This is a genomic window from Chryseolinea serpens (genome assembly GCF_900129725.1).
Lineage (GTDB): Bacteria > Bacteroidota > Bacteroidia > Cytophagales > Cyclobacteriaceae > Chryseolinea > Chryseolinea serpens.
Window position 1 is genome coordinate 3,404,440 of sequence record NZ_FQWQ01000001.1, and the last position, 19,819, is coordinate 3,424,258.

Annotated in this window: 19 protein-coding genes; 13 read left to right on the forward strand and 6 right to left on the reverse strand. The window is 51.6% G+C overall.

What is annotated here, in order from left to right; all coding sequences use genetic code 11:
• Nucleotides 1-85: 85 nt before the first annotated feature.
• Nucleotides 86-1,276, forward strand: a complete 1,191-nt coding sequence (locus tag BUB30_RS13730; protein WP_073134475.1) for a M20 metallopeptidase family protein — start codon at nucleotides 86-88, stop codon at nucleotides 1,274-1,276.
• 74 nt (nucleotides 1,277-1,350) lie between these two features.
• On the opposite strand, the gene glmS is transcribed toward BUB30_RS13730, so the two are convergent.
• Genes glmS through BUB30_RS13745 form a run of 3 tightly spaced genes read right to left on the reverse strand, consistent with a single transcriptional unit; the run spans nucleotide 1,351 to nucleotide 5,476 of the window.
• Nucleotides 1,351-3,186: a glutamine--fructose-6-phosphate transaminase (isomerizing) gene (gene glmS, locus BUB30_RS13735; protein ID WP_073134476.1), complete on the reverse strand. Its 1,836-nt coding sequence runs from the start codon at nucleotides 3,184-3,186 to the stop codon at nucleotides 1,351-1,353.
• A gap of 6 nt (nucleotides 3,187-3,192) precedes the next feature.
• Nucleotides 3,193-4,689, reverse strand: a complete 1,497-nt coding sequence (locus BUB30_RS13740) for a DUF4270 family protein (protein ID WP_084138077.1) — start codon at nucleotides 4,687-4,689, stop codon at nucleotides 3,193-3,195.
• The gene (locus tag BUB30_RS13745) at nucleotides 4,673-5,476 is read right to left on the reverse strand and encodes a glycogen/starch synthase (RefSeq protein ID WP_073134480.1); all 804 of its coding nucleotides are present in this window, start codon (nucleotides 5,474-5,476) and stop codon (nucleotides 4,673-4,675) included. Before BUB30_RS13745 ends, BUB30_RS13740 begins: the two co-directional genes overlap by 17 nt.
• 120 nt (nucleotides 5,477-5,596) lie before the next feature.
• Here BUB30_RS13745 and panC point away from each other — a divergent pair, with 120 nt between their 5' ends.
• The 6 genes from panC to purN all read left to right on the forward strand — a co-directional run bounded on the left by panC (nucleotide 5,597) and on the right by purN (nucleotide 11,005).
• On the forward strand, nucleotides 5,597-6,439 hold the full coding sequence (gene panC / locus BUB30_RS13750) for a pantoate--beta-alanine ligase (RefSeq protein ID WP_073134482.1): 843 nt from the start codon (nucleotides 5,597-5,599) through the stop codon (nucleotides 6,437-6,439).
• A gap of 65 nt (nucleotides 6,440-6,504) precedes the next feature.
• Nucleotides 6,505-6,852, forward strand: coding sequence for an aspartate 1-decarboxylase (gene panD, locus BUB30_RS13755; protein ID WP_073134483.1), 348 nt, complete (start codon nucleotides 6,505-6,507; stop codon nucleotides 6,850-6,852).
• Nucleotides 6,853-6,875: 23 nt separating this feature from the next.
• Nucleotides 6,876-7,916 carry a lysylphosphatidylglycerol synthase transmembrane domain-containing protein gene (locus BUB30_RS13760; RefSeq protein WP_073134485.1) on the forward strand — a complete coding sequence of 347 codons (1,041 nt, stop codon included), beginning with the start codon at nucleotides 6,876-6,878 and terminating at the stop codon, nucleotides 7,914-7,916.
• Nucleotides 7,917-8,495: 579 nt separating this feature from the next.
• On the forward strand, nucleotides 8,496-9,338 hold the full coding sequence (locus BUB30_RS13765; RefSeq protein WP_143164897.1) for a hypothetical protein: 843 nt from the start codon (nucleotides 8,496-8,498) through the stop codon (nucleotides 9,336-9,338).
• Nucleotides 9,339-9,490: 152 nt separating this feature from the next.
• Nucleotides 9,491-10,348: a geranylgeranylglycerol-phosphate geranylgeranyltransferase gene (locus tag BUB30_RS13770; RefSeq protein ID WP_073134488.1), complete on the forward strand. Its 858-nt coding sequence runs from the start codon at nucleotides 9,491-9,493 to the stop codon at nucleotides 10,346-10,348.
• Nucleotides 10,349-10,423: 75 nt separating this feature from the next.
• Nucleotides 10,424-11,005, forward strand: coding sequence for a phosphoribosylglycinamide formyltransferase (gene purN / locus BUB30_RS13775; RefSeq protein WP_073134489.1), 582 nt, complete (start codon nucleotides 10,424-10,426; stop codon nucleotides 11,003-11,005).
• On the opposite strand, the gene BUB30_RS13780 is transcribed toward purN, so the two are convergent.
• From BUB30_RS13780 to BUB30_RS13790, 3 genes are all read right to left on the reverse strand, one after another.
• Nucleotides 11,002-11,451, reverse strand: coding sequence for an acyl-CoA thioesterase (locus BUB30_RS13780; protein WP_073134491.1), 450 nt, complete (start codon nucleotides 11,449-11,451; stop codon nucleotides 11,002-11,004). The two genes, purN and BUB30_RS13780, sit on opposite strands and share 4 nt — an antisense overlap.
• A gap of 40 nt (nucleotides 11,452-11,491) precedes the next feature.
• On the reverse strand, nucleotides 11,492-12,682 hold the full coding sequence (locus BUB30_RS13785) for a homogentisate 1,2-dioxygenase (RefSeq protein WP_073134493.1): 1,191 nt from the start codon (nucleotides 12,680-12,682) through the stop codon (nucleotides 11,492-11,494).
• A gap of 148 nt (nucleotides 12,683-12,830) precedes the next feature.
• Nucleotides 12,831-14,453 carry a S41 family peptidase gene (locus tag BUB30_RS13790; RefSeq protein WP_073134494.1) on the reverse strand — a complete coding sequence of 541 codons (1,623 nt, stop codon included), beginning with the start codon at nucleotides 14,451-14,453 and terminating at the stop codon, nucleotides 12,831-12,833.
• A 207-nt stretch (nucleotides 14,454-14,660) separates the two neighbouring features.
• Here BUB30_RS13790 and BUB30_RS13795 point away from each other — a divergent pair, with 207 nt between their 5' ends.
• From BUB30_RS13795 to BUB30_RS13825, 6 genes are all read left to right on the forward strand, one after another.
• A complete protein-coding gene (locus BUB30_RS13795) occupies nucleotides 14,661-15,416 on the forward strand; it encodes a hemerythrin domain-containing protein (protein WP_073134496.1) in 756 nt (251 codons plus the stop codon).
• A gap of 158 nt (nucleotides 15,417-15,574) precedes the next feature.
• Entirely contained in the window at nucleotides 15,575-16,081 is a 507-nt protein-coding gene (locus BUB30_RS13800; protein WP_073134497.1) for a dihydrofolate reductase family protein, read from the forward strand.
• Between the two features lie 428 nt (nucleotides 16,082-16,509).
• The gene (gene ruvX / locus BUB30_RS13805; protein WP_073134499.1) at nucleotides 16,510-16,923 is read left to right on the forward strand and encodes a Holliday junction resolvase RuvX; all 414 of its coding nucleotides are present in this window, start codon (nucleotides 16,510-16,512) and stop codon (nucleotides 16,921-16,923) included.
• Nucleotides 16,924-17,018: 95 nt separating this feature from the next.
• Complete coding sequence (def, locus tag BUB30_RS13810) at nucleotides 17,019-17,573, forward strand: peptide deformylase (RefSeq protein ID WP_073134501.1); 555 nt, start codon at nucleotides 17,019-17,021, stop codon at nucleotides 17,571-17,573.
• A 4-nt stretch (nucleotides 17,574-17,577) separates the two neighbouring features.
• Nucleotides 17,578-18,741 carry a methionine aminotransferase gene (locus tag BUB30_RS13815; protein ID WP_178377101.1) on the forward strand — a complete coding sequence of 388 codons (1,164 nt, stop codon included), beginning with the start codon at nucleotides 17,578-17,580 and terminating at the stop codon, nucleotides 18,739-18,741.
• A 173-nt stretch (nucleotides 18,742-18,914) separates the two neighbouring features.
• Nucleotides 18,915-19,745 carry an amidohydrolase gene (locus tag BUB30_RS13825; RefSeq protein ID WP_073134505.1) on the forward strand — a complete coding sequence of 277 codons (831 nt, stop codon included), beginning with the start codon at nucleotides 18,915-18,917 and terminating at the stop codon, nucleotides 19,743-19,745.
• Nucleotides 19,746-19,819: the final 74 nt, after the last annotated feature.

Here is a 19,819-nt window from a genome sequence, read left to right on the forward strand (position 1 = left end):
TACAAGGATGTTTGTCTTCGGAATAATGCCCCCGGATTTCAAATAAGATCACTAATGGATACCTTTGTTTTCTTAACAACGATTCATGAGCCTGCTTCAGCAAATACAGACCCTTTCGCAAAACTATAGTGAAAGCGTGATCGCCTACCGTCGTCATTTACACGCCCATCCTGAGTTATCTTACCAGGAATTTAATACCGCAAAATATGTCGCTGAGCAATTGCGCCTCGCGGGCATCGAACCACAAACCATTGCGACAACGGGCGTGCTCGCCGAAATAAAAGGACGGAACCCCGAAAGGAAAACCATTGCGCTCCGTGCCGATATGGATGCACTGCCGATCGAGGAGGCCAACCAGGTTCCCTATAAGTCTACCAACCCCGGGGTGATGCATGCCTGCGGCCACGATGTGCACACGTCGTCGTTGTTGGGCACGGCCAAAATTCTTCAGCAGGTGAAGGACCAGTTTGAGGGGACCGTGCGTTTGTTGTTTCAGCCGGGGGAAGAAAAAAATCCCGGGGGTGCGTCCTACATGATCCGCGATGGCGCGCTGAAGAATCCTCAACCGATTTCTATTCTCGGGCAACACGTGTTCCCTTTGCTGCCGGCGGGCAAGATCGGGTTTCGCGAAGGCATGTACATGGCCAGCGCCGACGAAATCTATCTGAAAGTGATTGGCAAGGGAGGTCACGGTGCCGCACCGGACCTGGCCATCGATCCGATCGTTATCGCTTCCCACATCATCATTGCCCTGCAGCAAATCATCAGCCGCAACGCCAATCCACGTCAACCCACCGTGCTCACCTTTGGAAATATCATTGGTCATGGTGCCACGAACATCATCCCCAACGAAGTGAATATTGCGGGCACGTTCCGGGCCATGAACGAAGAGTGGCGCGAGTCGGCTTTGGTGAAGATCAAAAAGATGGCCGAGAGCATCGCCGAAGGCATGGGTGGCCGGTGTGAGGTGGATATTTCACGGGGCTATCCGTACCTGGAAAACAATCCGGAGCTTACCCGAAGAATACGCGCCGCTGCCGAAGAATATGTAGGCAAGGAAAATGTATTCAACATCGACATCACCCTGGGCGCCGAAGACTTTGCTTACTACTCGCAAGTTATTCCCGCTGCATTCTACAGACTGGGCACGCGCAACGATGCAAAAGGCATCTCGTCCTATGTGCATACACCAACGTTCGACATCGATGAAGATGCGTTGAAGATCGGCCCGGGGCTGATGGCCTGGATGGCCGTGAAGGAACTGGAGCTTCCATAAATCATCAACGCTGCTCAAAAAAAGAGAGGCTGCCTTTAAAAGACAGCCTCTCTTTTTTATTTGATCCTGACGATTTATTCCACCGTCACAGACTTCGCTAAATTTCTAGGTTGGTCCACATTGCAACCGCGCATCACCGCGATGTGATACGACAACAGCTGCAACGGTATCACCGATACCAGCGGCATCAACGCATCGTGCACGGCAGGTACCTCCACAACAAACTCAGACATGGCAGGAATTAGTTTGTCCCCTTCCGTGACCACAGAGATGACGCGGCCTTTCCGTGCCTTCACTTCCTGAATGTTGGATACTACTTTCTCGTACGAGCTATCGCGCGTGGCGATGAACACGACCGGCATCTCCTCATCGATAAGGGCGATGGGGCCGTGTTTCATTTCGGCGGCGGGATAGCCTTCGGCGTGGATGTAGGAGATCTCCTTCAGCTTCAGTGCACCTTCGAGGGCCACGGGGAAATTGTAGCCCCGGCCGAGGTAGATAAAGTTGCGGGAATCTTTGAAGAGCGCGGAGATCTTTTTGATCTCGTCGTTTAGCAACAATGCTTTTTCCACTTTGGCGGGAATGGTCTCCATTTCCACCAGCAGTTCATGAAGCTTCTGCTCGGTGATGGTGCCTTTGCGTTGGGCTACCGAGAGGGCGATCATGCTCAACACGGTGAGTTGCGCGGTGAAGGCCTTCGTGCTGGCCACCCCGATCTCGGGGCCGGCGTGTGTGTATGCGCCAGCGTGCGTTGCGCGGGCAATGGAAGAACCTACGACGTTACAAACCCCAAAGATGATGGCGCCTTTCGACTTGGCCAACTCGATCGCCGCCAATGTATCGGCAGTCTCACCGGATTGCGAGATGGCAATGACCACATCGCCTTCGCGGATCACGGGGTTGCGATAACGAAACTCGGAAGCGTATTCTACCTCCACGGGAATTCTACAGAACTCTTCGAAGAAATACTCCGCCACCAGACCGGCATGCCACGACGTGCCGCAGGCCACGATCAGGATGCGTTCTGCATTCACCAGCTTGGTGATGTATTCGCTCAAGCCTCCCAGCACCAGGCGGCCTTGGGTGGAATCGAGACGACCGCGCATACAGTCGCGGATGGAGCGGGGTTGCTCAAAAATTTCTTTCAACATGAAGTGTTCAAAGCCGCCTTTTTCGATGGCCTCCAACTCCAGGTCGATGGTTTGAATATAAGGGGTGAGGGGCAAGTTGGCTGTGTTCTTCACGCTCAGTTCGCCATTCTTGATCACGGCGATCTCCTGATCGTTCAGGTACACCACTTCGTTCGTGTATTCAATGATGGGGGTGGCATCCGAGGCCATAAAGAACTCGTCTTTGCCGATGCCCAACACCAGCGGGCTGCCTTTGCGGGCGGCGATCAACAGCGAAGGGTCTTCCAGCGACATCACTACGATGGCGTAGGCACCCACCACTTTGGTAAGGGCAAGCCGCACGGCCTCTTCGAGCGCGACGTTGTTGTGTTCTTGAATGTCTTCAATGAAATGGATGAGTACTTCGGTGTCGGTGTCGCTGAGGAACGTGTGGCCTTTGTTGATGAGGTCCTGTTTCAACGCACCATAGTTTTCGATGATGCCGTTGTGGATGATCGCCAATTTGCCGCTGGCCGAATAGTGCGGGTGCGCGTTGCGGTCGTTGGGTTCGCCGTGGGTTGCCCAGCGTGTGTGGCCCATCCCAATGTTGCTGTTGAGGGGTTTGTCCTGCAGGAATTTTTCAAGGTCCGAAACCTTGCCCTTCTTTTTGTAGACACTAAGGCTCCCGTTCAACAAGGCAATGCCGGCGCTGTCGTAGCCCCGGTACTCCAAACGCTTCAATCCTTTTATAATGATCTCGTGGGCCTGACGATGGCCAATGTAAGCAACAATTCCACACATAAGGTCTTAGTTTGCGACGGCTGTCGATTTAGTATAGAACACTTTCAACTTAATGCTATTCTTCGGGAACACCGCGCGGTTCAGCGTCTTGCTACCGGTGGGGTAGAGCGCAAAATATTTGAAGCGCGATTTCTGGCTATCTTTCTCTGCTAATCTTTGAAAGAACAAGGTCCACAATCCCTTGTAGGAAGCGTTGGTGCTGGAATAGGGCAAGAAGGCGATCTGATCTCCGGCGGCAAAAAACGCATTGTCGTTTTCCACAATGGGCGGAACACCACCGGCGGCATTATCGTAGCGGGCAAAGGCTGCCTGGATCGACAAGTATGAGAAATACTGCAAGTCGATTTGATCTTGCGCATTTTTTGAATCGAATTTATTCAAATGATTGTTGTCCAGCAGCATGCGCAACGACAGGCCTGCGGGCGGCAGGTTGACGGGCGACGACTGAACATTCTCGATCACCATTTCCGCAGAGTGAATCACGGAGTTCTTCAACGTGTCGGCAAACTCGTAGAATTTGCTGAAGTCCAGCTTGGTCACCACCCCGGTTCCGGATTGAACATAACGATTATCGTTGTCCACCAAGTAGTCGTTATAGAAGTCGTTGACCTCACCCAGGACAGTAGCGGAGCGATCCGTTTTGATCTGGTTAAACCCGTAAACGGTGGTCAACGGGAGCGACATGGTCAGGCTGTCATCCTTGGCATCATGATAGTGCAGAATAATCCGCGACTCCGCCGAAGTAGGATCAAAACCCACGATCTTATCGCCGCTGTTTGGCTTGATGGCGATGCCTTTGAATTGTTGCGAGAACTTCGAAGGATTGATGAACATCAGTTTCCCTATCTCCGCCGCCGTTTTACCTGCAGCTTTGGCTTCGATGTATTGTGTTCGGTATTCCAACGCACTGTTGAAAATCCGTTCTCCAAAACTAGACTCCAACGGAACGTTCAGCGTAATGATCGTGTCTTTTCCGTCGGTGACAAATTTTTTGAAGTCGGTGCTGTTCACGCCATAAGTCTTGGTGCCCAACAGGGCCGATGCCGGAATGTTGGAGTGATTGACATAATACCCCAGCGTATCGATCGGGTTATCGAGTTCATAGACCGAAAGAGACTGTCCTGATCCATCCGCCGTTCCATACGTATAGAAGTCGTATTTCAAACGCAACGACACGGAGTCGAACACAGCGGAGCCTCTCAGCGTGTCTGCTGTGTTGGTGAAGTATTGCGTGAATGCGGAAGCCGTGATATTGCCAAAGACCTCGTCGTTATAAGTTCCCACCAACAGCCTGTTGGTTTCACCGGAATAGGTGAAGTTGCTCGTACGGATAGAGTCCATCAGCAGCACGCTGCTGGCTATCGGTATTTCAACATAGGAAACTTTAAGATTTGAATTTGGATTTTTGTATCCGAGAAGGCTGACGTCTTCCTGGCACGCTAAAAAAAATAGGGCAACTGCCAATATGGTCAGTTGCCCTATACGGTTAACCCATAAGTTCATTATAGAGATTATAATACGATTCGGTTGAGTTTTCGTCGTTATCAAAGTTTTCAACTTTCTTTTCTTTGATCTTCTTGAACAGGCCTTCCAGCTTCTTGTTCTCCCCGGCCACGATCACCGCATCGGAAAACTCAACACCCAGCTTGATGAAGCCTTCGAAATCGGCGGTCTTCAGGTTGCCCAGCATGTTGTCTTCGATGTCCATCATCTTCACTTTGTCCATGATGTCTCCCTTAAACTTGTGAGAGAAGGAATTATTGTAGATGGTGAAAACCGTTTTTGCGTTTTTGAACAACGGGTCGTTTTTGTAAGTGGTTTTCAGGTACAGCGGAATGAAGCTGGTGATCCAGTCGTTGCAATGCACGACATCGGGAGCCCAGCCTAATTTGCGAACCGTTTCGATCACCCCTTTGCAAAAGAAGATTGCGCGCTCGTCGTTGTCCTCATAGAAGTTGTTTTCTTTATCGTGGAAAACCGACTTGCGATGAAAATAATCTTCGTTGTCGATGAAATAGACCTGAAGCTTAGCATTCGGAATAGAAGCCACTTTAATGATCAACGGCTTTTCTTCGTCTCCCACCGCAATATTGATACCCGACAGCCTCACTACTTCATGTAACCGGTTCTTACGCTCATTGATAATCCCAAAACGCGGCACCAGAATCCTGATCTCCATCCCCTTTTCCTGCATAGCCTGTGGAAGTTTGCGCACAAAGTCCGCTACTTCGGAGGTTTGCAGAAACGGGTTGATCTCGCTGGCTACATAAAGAACTCGAAGTTTTGACATATTGATTGAATTTAAAGTAGAATGAAAAATTGAGCCACAAAAGTACAAAAAATTACCCCCTTGATCAACTTATTTTCAGTTTTCCCTATATCTTTGCGCCCCTTGCCAAAATGGCCTAAAATGGAGATTTTCAAGCAGATAGCCCCATTCAAAGCATTCCTAAAAGGCGCCAAACTGGCCGGTAAAACCGTTGGTCTGGTGCCCACCATGGGCGCCCTACACAAGGGCCACATTTCGCTGGTAGAAGCCTCTAAAACCCAGAATTCAGTCACCGTCGCCACCATTTTCGTCAACCCCACCCAATTCAATAATCCCGAGGATTTGAAGAAATATCCCAAGACCCTCGACAAGGATGTGGCTTTGTTAGAAAAAGTTGGTTGCGATGCCGTTTTTTGCCCCGAAACCGAAGAAATGTATGATCAGCCTTCCCGGATTAAATTTGATTTCGGCCATCTTGACAAAGTGATGGAAGGTCAATTCCGGCCAGGACATTTTAGCGGTGTAGCCCTCGTGGTCTCCAAATTGTTCAATATCGTGGAGCCTCACCATGCCTATTTCGGTCAAAAAGACTGGCAGCAATTCGCTGTTATAAGAACGCTGGTAGAGGAATTAAAATTCGGCCTGGAACTCCACTATGTGCCCACCATGCGCGAAGCAGACGGATTGGCTATGTCATCACGCAATTTGCGGCTGGACGCTCAACAAAGGGCTCACGCAACAATTTTCTATAAAGCGTTATCCTATGCCCGCGAAGCCCTCCGCAGCGGCCAGGACGTTGCCGACGTAAGAAAACGTGTGCAAAGCATGGTCGACCAGGAACCGGGTATGCGACTGGAATATTTCGAGGCTACCGACAGCAAAAACTTAACGGTTTTAGATAACGTTAAAAACGCCGGGCAAGTGATCCTTTGCATTGCCGGCTATGCCGGTGAGATTCGCTTGATCGACAACCTGTTTTTGTAAGTGAAAATGCGCAACAAACTTTTCTTTTGCCATTATAGTTTTAGAGACAACCAACTTTAAGCACCTTGAGAATAGAAGTTTTAAAGTCGAAAATTCACCGCGCCAAGATCACGCAAGCGGAATTGCATTATGTGGGCAGCATCACCATCGATGAAGATCTGATGGACGCCGCCAACATGATCGAAGGCGAGAAAGTGGCCGTGGTGAACGTGAACAATGGCGAGCGCCTGGAGACCTATGTCATCAAAGGCGAAAGAGGCTCGGGCATGGTGTGTCTGAACGGACCTGCTGCACGCAAGGCCCAGGTCGGCGACATCGTGATCATTATCTCTTATGCGTCCATGAAATTCGAGAAGGCCAAAACCTTCAAACCGACCATTATTTTCCCAACTCCCGATAATAAACTACCTTGAGCGGAAATTTTTAATTCCAAATCGTGTCTTCCAGCCTCAAGACGTTCCTCCAATACATGTTTATCCTGGCAGCAACTGCGCTGCTCATCTGGTTTTCACTCCGTGGTCTCCACGTGGCCGAAGGCGAGAATAAATGGGACTATCTGAAACATACGTGGGACAGCGCCCACAAGGGCTGGCTGTTGCTGATGGCCGTCATCGCCATGGCCAGTCACGTGGTGCGGGCCGAGCGCTGGCGCATGTTACTGACCCCGCTGGGGGAGTCTCCGAAACTGAGCCACAGTTTTTTTTCCTTGATGGTAGGCTACCTCGTCAACCTGGTCATTCCCCGCGGTGGTGAAGTGTCGCGATGCTACAATCTTTACAAACTCGATAAGATCCCGGTAGAAATCTCCTTCGGCACGGTGGTGCTGGAGAGGATCGTGGATGTTTTGTGTTTGCTCATTCTCATTGCTTTTTCTTTTATACTCGAGTCGCAAAAATTATTTGCGTTCATCGAAACGCTGCCCATCGGGCAGGGTGACCACCAATCGAAATATACCGTGTTGCTTTACTTGCTGGGCGCCTTGGTGGTGCTGGGCAGTGCAGGCATCTGGTTCATCCGGAAAAATAAAAAAGTGAATGCCTGGGTGATGAAGACGTGGCATGGCTTTAAAGACGGCGTGTTGTCGGTTTTCAAATTGAAGAACAAGGGGCTATTCATTTTTCATTCAGTACTCATCTGGTTATTGTATTTCGCCATGAGCTACGCCGTCATAAAAGCGTTCCCGGCCACGAGTGAGTTGGGCTTTCACGCCGTGCTCAGTTTGTTTGCCATCGGCTCCATTGCCATGGCCGCACCGTTGCCAGGAGGCACGGGTTCCTATCACGTACTGGTGCCGCAAGGCCTTGTCTTTTTGTACGCCATCCCACAAAGTGACGCCGTAGCATTCACGTTTATTTTCCACGGCTGGCAAACCTTCATCATGATCGTTGCCGGGGCCATCTCCTTAGTAGCAACATCCTTCCTGGTAAAACGAGGCCCCGAACCATCTTCAAAGCAAATCCATCCTGTTAAAGAATAAGCCCAACTCCCCCGTCACTCACAACCCAACCTCACCCCCACTCTCACTCTCACCCTCACCCTCACCCTCACCCCAACCCACACCCACACCAATTCCAGCATGTTCCCATCATGGCCTAAGCCTATCTTCGGCCTGGTAGTGGCATGTGCGGATAGGGTTAAGCCCTGATGGGAACATGCGGGGCCCCCGCGGCCCCGGAGCGGAGCTATGAAATGCGACAAAAAATCTGCGCACAAAGACCGACTATCCCACAGCACGCTCAGTGCACAAACCCAGATCCGTCATAATCCTTATCAATTCCTCATTAAAAAAGCCATCAAAGTTTTCTCTATCGCAGCTTCTCCCCTCAGAAAAATAACAAGGCCATAAAACGCCCATTTCCAACGATTCAAATCGTTTTGAAAAAAATTTTTAATCGTCATTAAACCTTTGCCCTCCACCATCCTCTAAGCAACATCTTTCCCGACAAAGAAAGATTTCCCGCAGCAAACGCTGCATTCCATCGAATTCCAAACTTGGCCAAGGTGTGGGTTCTGTAGTTTATATAACAAGAGCTTAACCATAAACAAAAAAATGAAAATGAACTTCTTAAAATCAACATACGGCGCAATGATGCTCGTGGGGCTGCTGGCCGTGTCGTGTAATCGCGATGAAGATATGCAACAGGGAACAGACACCGAAGAGGAACAAGCCGTGGAGACCTCCTCCGAAGGCGAAGACGCCTCCGACGATGCCCTGGAAATGGCCTACCAAGGCGAGCACCAGTTGAGTGTTTCCGGCGGCCGGGTGAAAAACACCCTGTGCGCTACGGTGACCAATGACAAAGTGAACAAGATCATCACCATCGACTTTGGCGACGGCTGCGTGGGCCCCTACGGACGCGAAAGAAAAGGAAAGATCTTCATCGCGTATAGTTCAGAAGTTGGCGACAGCATTGCCAACCGCATCATCACCTTCGGAGACTTTTTTGTCAACAACAAAGGCGTGACGGGCACCATCGAGTTGCGCGACGTGTCCATCAACGCCGACGGCAATCTGCAATCTACCAAGCGCTTGAAGGACCTCACCATCACGTTCCCCAACGGCCAGAAGGTGGTTTACAATGGTAGCCGCACGCGGGAATGGTTGGCCGGCGCCGGTGATGACGATCCCACGAACAACAAATACAAGATCACGGGCACCGTTACCGGCGAGTCTACCACCGGTCGCAGCTTCACACAAGAAATTGTGGAGCCCATCATCGCCGACTGGTCGTGTGCTGCCCAGGGCAACTTTGCCCGCGTGTCGGGCGTGGTGGAGATGACCAAGCTGAACGGCTATAGTGTCCGCAAAAGAACGGTGTACTACGGCGATGGCGAGTGTGACAATGTCATCACCATCACCACGTTCAGAAGAACCTATACGATAACGGTTGATAACTAATTGGTACTGGTTTAAATAGGTAAAAGCGGTCCGGGAGCCTTGTGTTTCCGGGCCGTTGCTGTTTCTAGGAAGCCGTAGATAAAAAAACTAAATTCTTCACACCCTTTGCCGGTCGCAATTCGTAGTTATTTTTACCCGGCTATTCCCCGACCATGGCACAGGAACTCTCACAGGTTAGCACTTTTGTAGAATCGTTGTTCAAGCTGACACGGTTCGGGAACCTTGTGATCATTGCTTTCGCACAATATTTCACTGCCCGCTTTTTGATCGGCCCCCAGACGTTCACCGACCTGCACCTGGCCATTCTTTCCCTGTCAACGGTGTGTATAGCGGCGGCGGGGTATATTATCAACGACTATTACGATGTAAAGATCGACTACATCAACAAACCCGAGCGTGTGGTGATCGGCAAGCAGATCACGCGGCGGTATGCGATCCTTTTTCACGTGGTCCTTTCGTCGGCGGGCATTTTATTGGGATTGATCTTGTCGTGGCGCATCGGGGCGGTGAATGTGTTCTCCGTTTTTTTGTTGTGGCTTTATTCCAACAGCCTGAAGCGCCTGCCTTTTGTGGGCAACCTGATGGTGGCGATGCTCACGGGGCTTTCTATTTACGTCGTTGATCTCTACTACGGCGCGCACAGTGCGATGGTCATCATCTATGCTGTCTTTGCTTTTTTTATGACCCTGGTCCGCGAGATCATCAAGGATATGGAAGACCTGAAAGGCGACAATACCTTCGGATGCAAAACCCTCCCGATCGTGCTGGGCATGCGCCGGACGAAAGTGATCATCTATGCCATTCTCGCCATTTTTTCCGCTACCGTGTTTGCGCTTAATGTATTGTACGAGGCACTTCCTCTCCAATACTATGTAGTGTTCTTGTTCCTCCCCTTGCTGTGGTTGTTCTACCGTTTGCTTCGGGCCGACATGAAAAAGGACTTTGCCTGGCTCAGCGCTTTTTGCAAGGTCATTATGCTGCTGGGCATCTCCAGCATGGCCTTCATTTAGGCCTTCCCCGAAATTTTTTGTTTGAAAATCTTCTGCGATCTTGCGGCCCCCAATCATTGACGGGGCCAAGTCCTCATGCCGAAAGAATTCCGAATCGCCATTTTCGCTTCCGGAAGCGGAACAAATGCAGAAGAGATCATGAAACACTTCAGCCATCACCCCCGTGTGGAGGTGGTGATGCTGCTGAGCAACAGCCCCGAAGCGTACGCGTTGAAGCGCGCCGAAAAATTCAACATCCCCACCGCGGTCTTTACGCGTAAAGACTACAAAGAATCCCAGGTCGTGTTGGAATGGCTCCAGCAGAAACAGGTGACCCACGTGGTGCTTGCCGGTTTTTTGTGGCTGGTTCCTGCCTACCTCACGGACGCTTTCCCGGATCGCATCATCAATATCCACCCTTCTTTGTTGCCCAAGTTCGGGGGCAAAGGTATGTATGGCATGAAAGTACACGAGGCTGTAAAGGAGCAAGGCGAGATCGCCACGGGCATCACCATCCATTTGGTGAACGAGCACTATGACGAAGGCCGTGTGATCTTCCAGGCGTCTTGCCCGGTTGGTCCACAAGACACACCCGAGACCATCGCGCAACAGGTGCACCGGCTGGAGTATGCGCATTATCCGCGCGTGATCGAGGAATGGGTCCTTGGCTCAGCCTAAGTCTTCTTCACGATAAACTCAAAGTCGTCGGGCTTGGGGAAATTGGCAAAGATGTTTTGAATGAATTCGTCGGGCACGGTGAGCTTGCGTTTCACCATGTCGATCCAGGCCGCATCGATGTTGATGACGGCGGCGAGCGAGCCGTCGGCCTTGAGGAAATTGTGGCGGATGCTCCAGCGGCTGTAGTCGGGAGTGGCTTTTAACAGTTCTACGTCCACCGTGATCACATCCTCCAACCGGATCTCACGCCGGAAGATGGCCTCCTCGCGAAACAGCACGGGGCCGATCTGAAGCTGCTCCAGCTTCTCCGTGGTGAGGCCATTTTCGCTGAGGATCATCATGCGCAAGGTGGCCCCATAGTCGTAATAGGCAGAGTGACGAAGGTGACGGTTGGCATCGATATCCGCCCAGCGGATCTGTATGGTCTTCACGTATTTGGCGCTCATCAAAAATGTATTTACCGGAAAATTAACGGATGGCGCTGGTTTAGGGTGCGTTCACCTCATTAAAATTTCCAGACCCCTCCGTCCAACTCATCGGATAGTTTTTATCGACAAATGCCAGGGCGTCGGTGGTCAGGAAGAGTGGTCTGAACGTGTCCAGCATCACCGCCAGCTCGTGTGTTTCTTTTGCGCCGATACTTTTTTCCACGGTTCCCGGGTGTGGCCCGTGTGGCAAGCCGCCCGGATGCAACGTGAACGAACCGCGCTCGATGCCTTTGCGGCTCATGAAGTTTCCTTCGGCGTAATAAAGCACTTCATCGCTATCGATGTTACTATGATTATAGGGCGCAGGGATCGCCAGGGGATGATAGTCGAACAACCGCGGCACAAACGAACAGATCACAAAATTGTGCCCTTGAAACGTTTGGTGCACCGGCGGCGGCTGATGCAGCCGGCCGGTGATCGGCTCGAAGTCGTGTATGGAAAAAGCATAAGGCCACAAGAATCCATCCCAACCTACCAAGTCCAGTGGGCTGTAATCGTATACATAATGATGTAAGTAACCTTGTTTCTTAATCTTCAACAGAAAATCGCCTTTGCTGGTGTCGTTCATCAACGTGTGGGGTGGACGAATGTCGCGTTCGCAATAGGGTGAGTGCTCGAGTAATTGTCCCAACTGATTTCGATAGCGTTTCACCGTCTCCACCGGTGAGGCCGATTCGATGATGAGCAAACGCAATGGCCCTTCTTCAAATTCAAGTTTATAGATGACGGTGCGGGGAATGACCACGTAGTCGCCTTTTCGGATCTCCAATTTGCCAAAGGGGGAGATCAATGTTCCGGCACCATCGTGCACGAAGATCACTTCGTCGCCTTCTGCATTTTTATAAAAATAGTCCATCGTGCGCTTTGCGGGGGCGCAGATGGAGAGGGAGCAGTCGTTGTTCATGAGCAACACCTTGCGGGCGTCGAGATAGTCGCTGCCGGTGGTTTCCACTTTGGAGGTGTTGAGGTGCGTGTGGCGGAGCGAGTATTCGTCGATGCGCGTGGGGCCGAACTTCACGGCCTCTCCCACTTGCTTCACGCGCGTGGGAGGATGCGTGTGATACAGGATGGAATATATACCCGAAAATCCCTCAGAGCTGACCACTTCTTCCTTGTACAAGCTTCCATCGGGTTGACGAAACTGCGTGTGCCGCTTTGGCGGAATCTGGCCCAGACGATGATAGTACATGGCGCGAAGGTTAGTTTATCAAAAATAAACAATCGCGCCGTGCGTTCCCACCAATCGGAAGACTGTTCTGTAATTTCAACTTTTACCAAATAAAAAATCCCGGCATGTGGATCATACCGGGATCTTGCTGAATTTTATTTTTCGCCGATCACATTTTCCGGCGATCGAGTTCATTAGGGATGCGATCGAAGAGCTTCATGGCTTGCAGCAGGATCTCGTTCGTTTCGTTCATCACCTGGAAAAAGCCTTCGTTGTTCCACAGCTTCCGGGCGATCTGCGCCTTGATATGAACCTGGAACAGTTTCTTCTTCAAGCGAAGCTCTTTGCGGTCGGGCTTCACTTTGTTGCGTTCGCCCACTTTCACGAGGCCGTCCAGCATGTCGTCGGAAACAACAAAGGTTTTCAGGAAGCTCTGGAATCCTTTTTTCTGGAGTTCATCCTTGTGCGTTTCGGCATAGCCGAAGGTATATTCCTGGATGGATGTGGAGGTATACAGTTCGTTGAGGTAATGGCTGTTCAACGTGGTGTCGAGCGGCACGAAATAGTCGGGCATGATGCCACCCCCGCCATAGACGCTGCGACCGTTCGGTGTGACATATTTCAGCGAGTCGTTAAAGCGGATGCTGTCGGCGTGAAAGAATTCTCCGTGGTTGTAACGGCTGATGATGTCGCGGGAGTATTCATCCTCATCCTCATAGGGCTTTTGAATGGAGCGGCCTGTCGGGGTGTAGTAGCGCGAAATGGTCAGTCGAAGTTCGGAACCATCGCTGAGGTCGAAGGGCGACTGCACCAATCCTTTGCCAAAGCTGCGGCGGCCCACAATGAGTGCGCGGTCGTTGTCTTGCAAAGCGCCCGACAAGATCTCGGAAGCGGAGGCACTGCCTTCGTTTACCAGCACGATGAGCGGCCCGGTCTCAAAATCGCCCCGTGCTGTCGACATGGCTTCGGAGTTATATTTTTTCTCTTTGCCGTTGGTGAACACGATCTTCTTTCCTTCCGACAAAAATTCGTCTGCCATGTCGATGGCCATGTTCATGTAGCCGCCGGGATTTCCCTGGAGGTCGAGCACCAGCCGTTTCATGCCACTTTCTTTCAATTTCTTTAAGGCTTCGTGGAATTCTTCAAACGTGGTAGCGGCAAAGCGATTCACCTTGATGTAGCCGGTTTGTGCATCCACCATGTAGGACACGTCCACAGAGTATTGCGGAATTTTGTCGCGCACAATTTTATAGTCGATCTCCTTACTGCCGCGCAGGATGGTGACCTTCACTTCGGTTCCCTTCGGTCCCTTCAGTGCCTTCATCACATCGGGTGATTGAACGCCGATGCCGGCCAGCAGCTTATCGTCCACTTTAATGATCTTGTCACCGGATTGGATGCCCAGTGCTTCAGAAGGTCCGCCGCTGAGTGCGGAGACCACCACAATGGTGTCGTGAAAAATGTTGAACTCCACGCCAATGCCATCGAAATTACCGCGCAGGTCTTCGTTTGCGGCGATGCGGTCGGTCGCGTTGATGTAGGCCGAGTGGGGGTCGAGCTTGTTCAGCATGTGCTGGATGGCGTCGTCCACCAATTCGCTGGTGTTTACGGTGTCCACATAGTCGTTTTGTATCTGGGTGAGCACTTCGCGAAATTTCTGGACGTCGCTGCCCACGTCGCTGGAGCCCTTTGGTGTGTTCAGGCGCGCTCCCACAAAAACACCCGCCGCGAGGCCCAGGCACAGCACCAGGGGGAGCCTGATCTGATATTTTGAATTGCTATTCTCCGTCATCTCGTAAGTAAATAAAAAGTAATAACGAGCCGCTAAATTAAATGTTGGCGGCCAAACTCAATAGTCCGCGCACAAATTGTGCCGGGAAGGACTCCCAGGCCAGGAGGCTCCATCCTAATCCGTCTCAGAATGGGCCGTGTTAAATCTGTTTCTTCGGGGGCAAAAAGTCGCCAGAAACACGAATTTTCGTTTATCTTTACAAGAATCATGAGCAAGGTAGCCCTAAAAGATACGCGCATTTCGGAACTGGTGGACCGCAACTATGTCCATGCCTATGTGCTGTTTTATTTTGGTATCCGGTTCTACGAATATTCCGAGCTCACCCTGGACCAGGTGTGCCAGCAACGCGGTCTGAAAGTTGACCAGGTGATCCGCGAAATGGAGGCGCCGTCGCATCTCCAGGAAGCCGACCTGCCGCTGGTTTCCTATCCGATCGACCTCATCATCGAATACCTGAAGCATTCGCATTTTTTATTCATCAAGCATAAACTTCCCTACATCGCGCGACTCGTGGAGAGCTTCAAAGCAAACCATGAAGATTTCCGGACGGTGGAACGCGACCTGAAAATTGTTTTCCCGCTGTTCGTCGAAGATTTTATCGCCCACATCTACGAAGAAGAGGATACGCTTTTCAGCTACATCCAGGCGTTGGAGCGCGCGACGAAAGGCCGCTACCTGCCCACGAAGCTGTATTACCTGATGGAAAAAAATTCCGTCCAAAAATTCGCCATGGAACACGAGGCCCACGACGACGAAATGGAAGGCATCCGCAACATCACAAAAGATTATACCCTCACGCCGCAGGCTCCGCTGCACGTAAAAGTTTTATATAACGAACTGAAAGGCTTCGAAAAAAGCCTCATCACCCACGCCCGCATCGAAAACGACATCCTCTTCCCCAAGGCCATGGCCCTGGAAAGCAAAGTGAAGACTTCCTTCTTCGAAAAAGCCAAACTGAATTAACGACACGTCAACAGTTTCAGATTTGACGGCACTTCCTACCGCGAATTGCGGCAAATTATTTTGCGGCTCATTCTGTATATCCACCGCCGTAAAACTTTCGTCGAAAAACATAATGACGCACGCATCTCCAACGTTGTAGTTCCGTTCCTTAACCTACTATGCGAAAAATGATTCTGAACCTGGCCGTCAGCCTCGACGGCTTCATTGCCGGTCCCCACGGCGAATACGACTGGTGCCTGGCCGACGCCGACTACGGCATGACCAACTTCCTTAACAGCATCGACGCCGTTGTCATGGGCGGGAAATCATATCGGCTTCTGCTGCAGTATGGCGCACCGTATCCCGAATACACGAATTACGTATTCACGCGAACCGAAAAATCTACGCCTTATGCGAATGTGGTGTTCACCGGCGAAGACATTCCTGAGTTTGTGGAAGCATTGAAAGAAAAAGAGGGAAAGAATATTTGGTTGTTTGGTGGTGCGGAAATCATCCATCCGTTACTGGAGAATGACCTCGTAGACGAGTTGATGCTATCGGTACATCCGTTGCTGTTAGGCGAGGGGTTGCCTTTGTTCCGGAAGTTGAATGAGCGAAAAACTTTTAAGTTGATGGATAGTATTACATATCCCTCCGGGCTGGTGCAACTGTACTATAAAAAGTAATCAGGAGAACCCCGGAGCCGCACGTCATGTCGCAGGCACAAGCTGTCTTAAGAACTACGCCCGCAGTTCAAGACATCCAGAACTTCGAGTGCACAGAACCGGATAAGCTTCACACGAATTAAAAGGAAACCCGACAAACACCGATGTCGCGGGCATAAGTTCCTAAAGCTCTGCGCCCGCAATTCAACACATCCATAATTTTGAGTGTCCATACCCTGGATAAACATCACACAAAACAAAACCCTGCAAGCACTGATTGCCTCGTGGTGTCATCAAATGCTGCCCGATCGAATTGCGCTATCCACGGGGTTCCTTGAAATCGTTCGAAGCCAGAGAAAGGACGTGCCTGCGGAACGACGTGCTTTTGCGATCGTCCAGAATTACTTCACAAGGTTTTGTTGTAGCTTGCCAGCTCAACGCACATCTCAATGGGTAGGGTTCTCGCAATCGACTATGGCACCAAGCGCACCGGCATTGCTGTGACGGATCCCTTGCGCATTATTGCCACGCCCCTGGAGACCGTGGCCTCTTCAGGATTGCTGACCTTCTTAATAAACTACGCAAAAAAAGAAACCGTCGACGAGTTCGTGGTTGGCATGCCTAAAACGCTTTTGAACGAAGACTCGGCCATTGCGCCGCTGGTGCGGAAGTTTGTGGAGACGCTGAAAAAAACTTTCCCCGACAAGGCCGTCCATTTGGCCGATGAACGGTTTACCAGCAGCATGGCTATGCGCGCCATGATCGACGGGGGGATGAAGAAAAAAGACCGCCAGCAAAAGGGCAACGTCGACAAGATCAGCGCCACCATTATCCTGCAATCCTTCCTGGAGGCAAAGCGCTAGTCCCTCCTCCTTTCGGGCCTGCTCCGGAAAAAGATTTTGCCCTAAAAGTATCTTCGTGAGCGAGAGGGAATTAAATGTGTTATTACCTTTGCGTCATGATTTATCCTATTATCATGTACGGCGATCCGGTGCTGCGTCAGCGGGCGAGTAACCTGGAGCATGGCACGGACGTGCACCAGTTGATTGAAGATATGTATGAGACCATGCACAATGCCAGTGGCATCGGGCTGGCCGCACCGCAGATCGGGAAAAGCATCCGTCTGTTTGTGGTCGATGGCACCATCATAGACGACGAGCCAGCCATGGCCGACTTCAAGAAGGTTTTCATCAACCCAGTGATGGTGGAAGAAACCGGCGAGCCGTGGGAATATGAAGAAGGCTGTCTCAGCATCCCAAACATCCGCGAAAAAGTAACCCGCAAGGAAAGCCTCACCATCAAATATTACGACGCCGACTGGGTGGCCCACGAAGAACATTACGACGGCATGAAGGCCCGCATCATCCAGCACGAATACGACCACATCGAAGGAAAAATGTTCGTCGACTACCTGACGCCGCTGAAGAAAAGACTGCTGAAGGGAAAGCTGGCCGACATCTCCAAAGGCAAGGTGGACACGGAATACCGGATCGCCGCGCCCTTGAAAAAATAATGTCGTGGCAACCTCTCCGCTGCCCATGAATATCCCCTCGCGCTTACCCGACGTTGGCACCTCCATCTTCACCGTCATGTCGAAGATGGCCCTCGACTATGGTGCCATCAACCTGTCGCAGGGCTTCCCCGATTTCAGCATCGATCGCCAGATCATCGAGCTGGTGCATCGCTACATGGTGGAAGACCACAATCAATATGCACCTATGCCCGGTGCTGTGGCACTGCGCAACGCGATAGCGTCTGTGATCGGGCGCACGTATGGGCGTAGCGTTGATCCGGAAACGGAGATCACCGTCACGCCCGGCGCCACGGAAGCTATCTTTTCCATCATTGCCGCTTTCATCACCACCGGCGACGAGGTTTTGTTGTTCGATCCTTCGTATGACTCTTACAATCCGGCCATCCGTTTGAACGGAGGCGTCCCGGTGCACCTCCACATGCGTCAGCCCGACTTCTCCATCGATTGGGCGGAAGTGCGGCAAAAGATCACGTCGCGCACGCGCATGATCATGATCAACACACCGCACAATCCCAGTGGCGCGGTGTTGTCAGCCGCCGACCTGCTCGAATTGGAGCGCATCGCCTTGCAGCACAATTTGCTCGTGGTGAGCGATGAGGTTTATGAAAGGCTCATTTATGACGGCACACTCCACCAAAGCGTTTTGTGCTATCCGGGGCTGGCGGCACAAAGTCTCGCCGTATTCTCGTTTGGCAAGACCTTTCACGCCACCGGCTGGAAAGTGGGTTATGCCGTAGGGCCTTCGGCGCTGATGAAGGAAGTGCGCAAGGCTCACCAGTTTATCGCCTTCTCGGTGAACACCCCCGTACAACTGGCTTTGGCGGAATACCTGCAAACCCCGGATCACTACGAACGGCTGGGCGACTTCTACCAGCAAAAGCGCGATTTCTTCCTGGAACAGATCAAGGGATCCTCCTTTGAGCCGCGGCCTTGCAAAGGGTCGTATTTTCAATTGGTTTCCTACCGCGGCATTTCCTCACAACCCGACGTGGCCATGGCCGAGGAGCTGACGCAGAAATTTAAGGTCGCCGCCATCCCGGTTTCCGTTTTCTACCAGGACAAGACCGACAACCGACTGCTGCGTTTTTGCTTTGCTAAAAAGGAAGAGACGCTGGCCAAAGCCTGCGAAATTCTCCGGAAACTTTAGACCCGTCCCGGAAACGGAACCAATCTCCAAACGGCCCGGGGCGCAAAAAATAAAAAGGCCCCAAAACGTGGCTGTCCGCCGATTTTACACGCTTTCTCTGCGACGGCCAAAAAGCGCTTCGCATTTCCCGCAGCATTTGTTTTCTTTGCGGTCCGGATAATTTTACACCTGCCATGCACGACTTAAAAATCACCTTAATTCAGTCGGATATTCATTGGGAAGACGTTGACGCCAATTTGTCGGCGTTTGAGGAGAAGATCTGGCAGATCACGGGCTCGACAGACGTGATCGTGCTCCCGGAAATGTTTACCACCGGATTCACGATGTCGGCACAGAAATATGCCGAGCACATGAACATGCGCACCTTTAAATGGATGAAGCAAATGGCCGATCAAACCGGCGCGCTCATCCTGGGCAGCTATATTGTGACGGTACACGACCGCTACTACAACCGTTTGCTGTGGATGGAACCCGGCGGAAATTTCAAGACCTACGACAAGCGCCACCTCTTCCGGATGGCCAACGAACATAAGACCTATGCGCCCGGCGAGAGCCTGCTCATCGGCACCTGGCGCGGATGGCGACTTTGCCCCCTGGTTTGCTACGACCTGCGTTTCCCCGTATGGAGCCGCAACAAGTGGGACCTCACGTCGAAAAGACTTTCCTATGATGCCGCCATCTATGTGGCCAACTGGCCCATTACCCGCATCGACGCCTGGGACACGCTGCTAAAGGCCCGCGCCATCGAAAACCTGAGCTACATCGTGGGCGTGAACCGCATCGGCCAGGACGGGCAGGGTATTGAATACAATGGCCACTCGTCCGTGATCGGCCCCAAAGGCGACACGATCTACACGAACGAAGGCATGGAAGCCATCCGCACCACCGAACTCAGCGCCAACGCGCTCCAGGCCTTCCGCGACCGCTTCCCGGCGTTCATGGACGCCGACGATTTCACGATCGAGTTTGAGGAATACGAAGAGTCGGATTACCTCCCTGGATAATGCCCCCGAGGGCTTGACTGAAGGGTACTGGAAATTTCCCGGGGCCGTTTTCTATTTCGTTGCGCAACGCCTAC

Excerpts from the sequence above, each read along its gene's own strand:
- BUB30_RS13745 (WP_073134480.1), bottom strand. The coding sequence starts at position 5,476 with ATGTCAAAACTTCGAGTTCTTTATGTAGCCAGCGAGATCAACCCGTTT.
- panC (WP_073134482.1), top strand. The coding sequence starts at position 5,597 with ATGGAGATTTTCAAGCAGATAGCCCCATTCAAAGCATTCCTAAAAGGC.
- BUB30_RS13765 (WP_143164897.1), top strand. The coding sequence starts at position 8,496 with ATGAACTTCTTAAAATCAACATACGGCGCAATGATGCTCGTGGGGCTG.
- ruvX (WP_073134499.1), top strand. The coding sequence starts at position 16,510 with ATGGGTAGGGTTCTCGCAATCGACTATGGCACCAAGCGCACCGGCATT.
- BUB30_RS13770 (WP_073134488.1), top strand. The coding sequence starts at position 9,491 with ATGGCACAGGAACTCTCACAGGTTAGCACTTTTGTAGAATCGTTGTTC.
- BUB30_RS13785 (WP_073134493.1), bottom strand. The coding sequence starts at position 12,682 with ATGTACTATCATCGTCTGGGCCAGATTCCGCCAAAGCGGCACACGCAG.
- glmS (WP_073134476.1), bottom strand. The coding sequence starts at position 3,186 with ATGTGTGGAATTGTTGCTTACATTGGCCATCGTCAGGCCCACGAGATC.
- BUB30_RS13800 (WP_073134497.1), top strand. The coding sequence starts at position 15,575 with ATGCGAAAAATGATTCTGAACCTGGCCGTCAGCCTCGACGGCTTCATT.
- purN (WP_073134489.1), top strand. The coding sequence starts at position 10,424 with ATGCCGAAAGAATTCCGAATCGCCATTTTCGCTTCCGGAAGCGGAACA.
- BUB30_RS13740 (WP_084138077.1), bottom strand. The coding sequence starts at position 4,689 with ATGAACTTATGGGTTAACCGTATAGGGCAACTGACCATATTGGCAGTT.
- BUB30_RS13825 (WP_073134505.1), top strand. The coding sequence starts at position 18,915 with ATGCACGACTTAAAAATCACCTTAATTCAGTCGGATATTCATTGGGAA.
- BUB30_RS13780 (WP_073134491.1), bottom strand. The coding sequence starts at position 11,451 with ATGAGCGCCAAATACGTGAAGACCATACAGATCCGCTGGGCGGATATC.
- BUB30_RS13795 (WP_073134496.1), top strand. The coding sequence starts at position 14,661 with ATGAGCAAGGTAGCCCTAAAAGATACGCGCATTTCGGAACTGGTGGAC.
- BUB30_RS13790 (WP_073134494.1), bottom strand. The coding sequence starts at position 14,453 with ATGACGGAGAATAGCAATTCAAAATATCAGATCAGGCTCCCCCTGGTG.
- BUB30_RS13730 (WP_073134475.1), top strand. The coding sequence starts at position 86 with ATGAGCCTGCTTCAGCAAATACAGACCCTTTCGCAAAACTATAGTGAA.
- def (WP_073134501.1), top strand. The coding sequence starts at position 17,019 with ATGATTTATCCTATTATCATGTACGGCGATCCGGTGCTGCGTCAGCGG.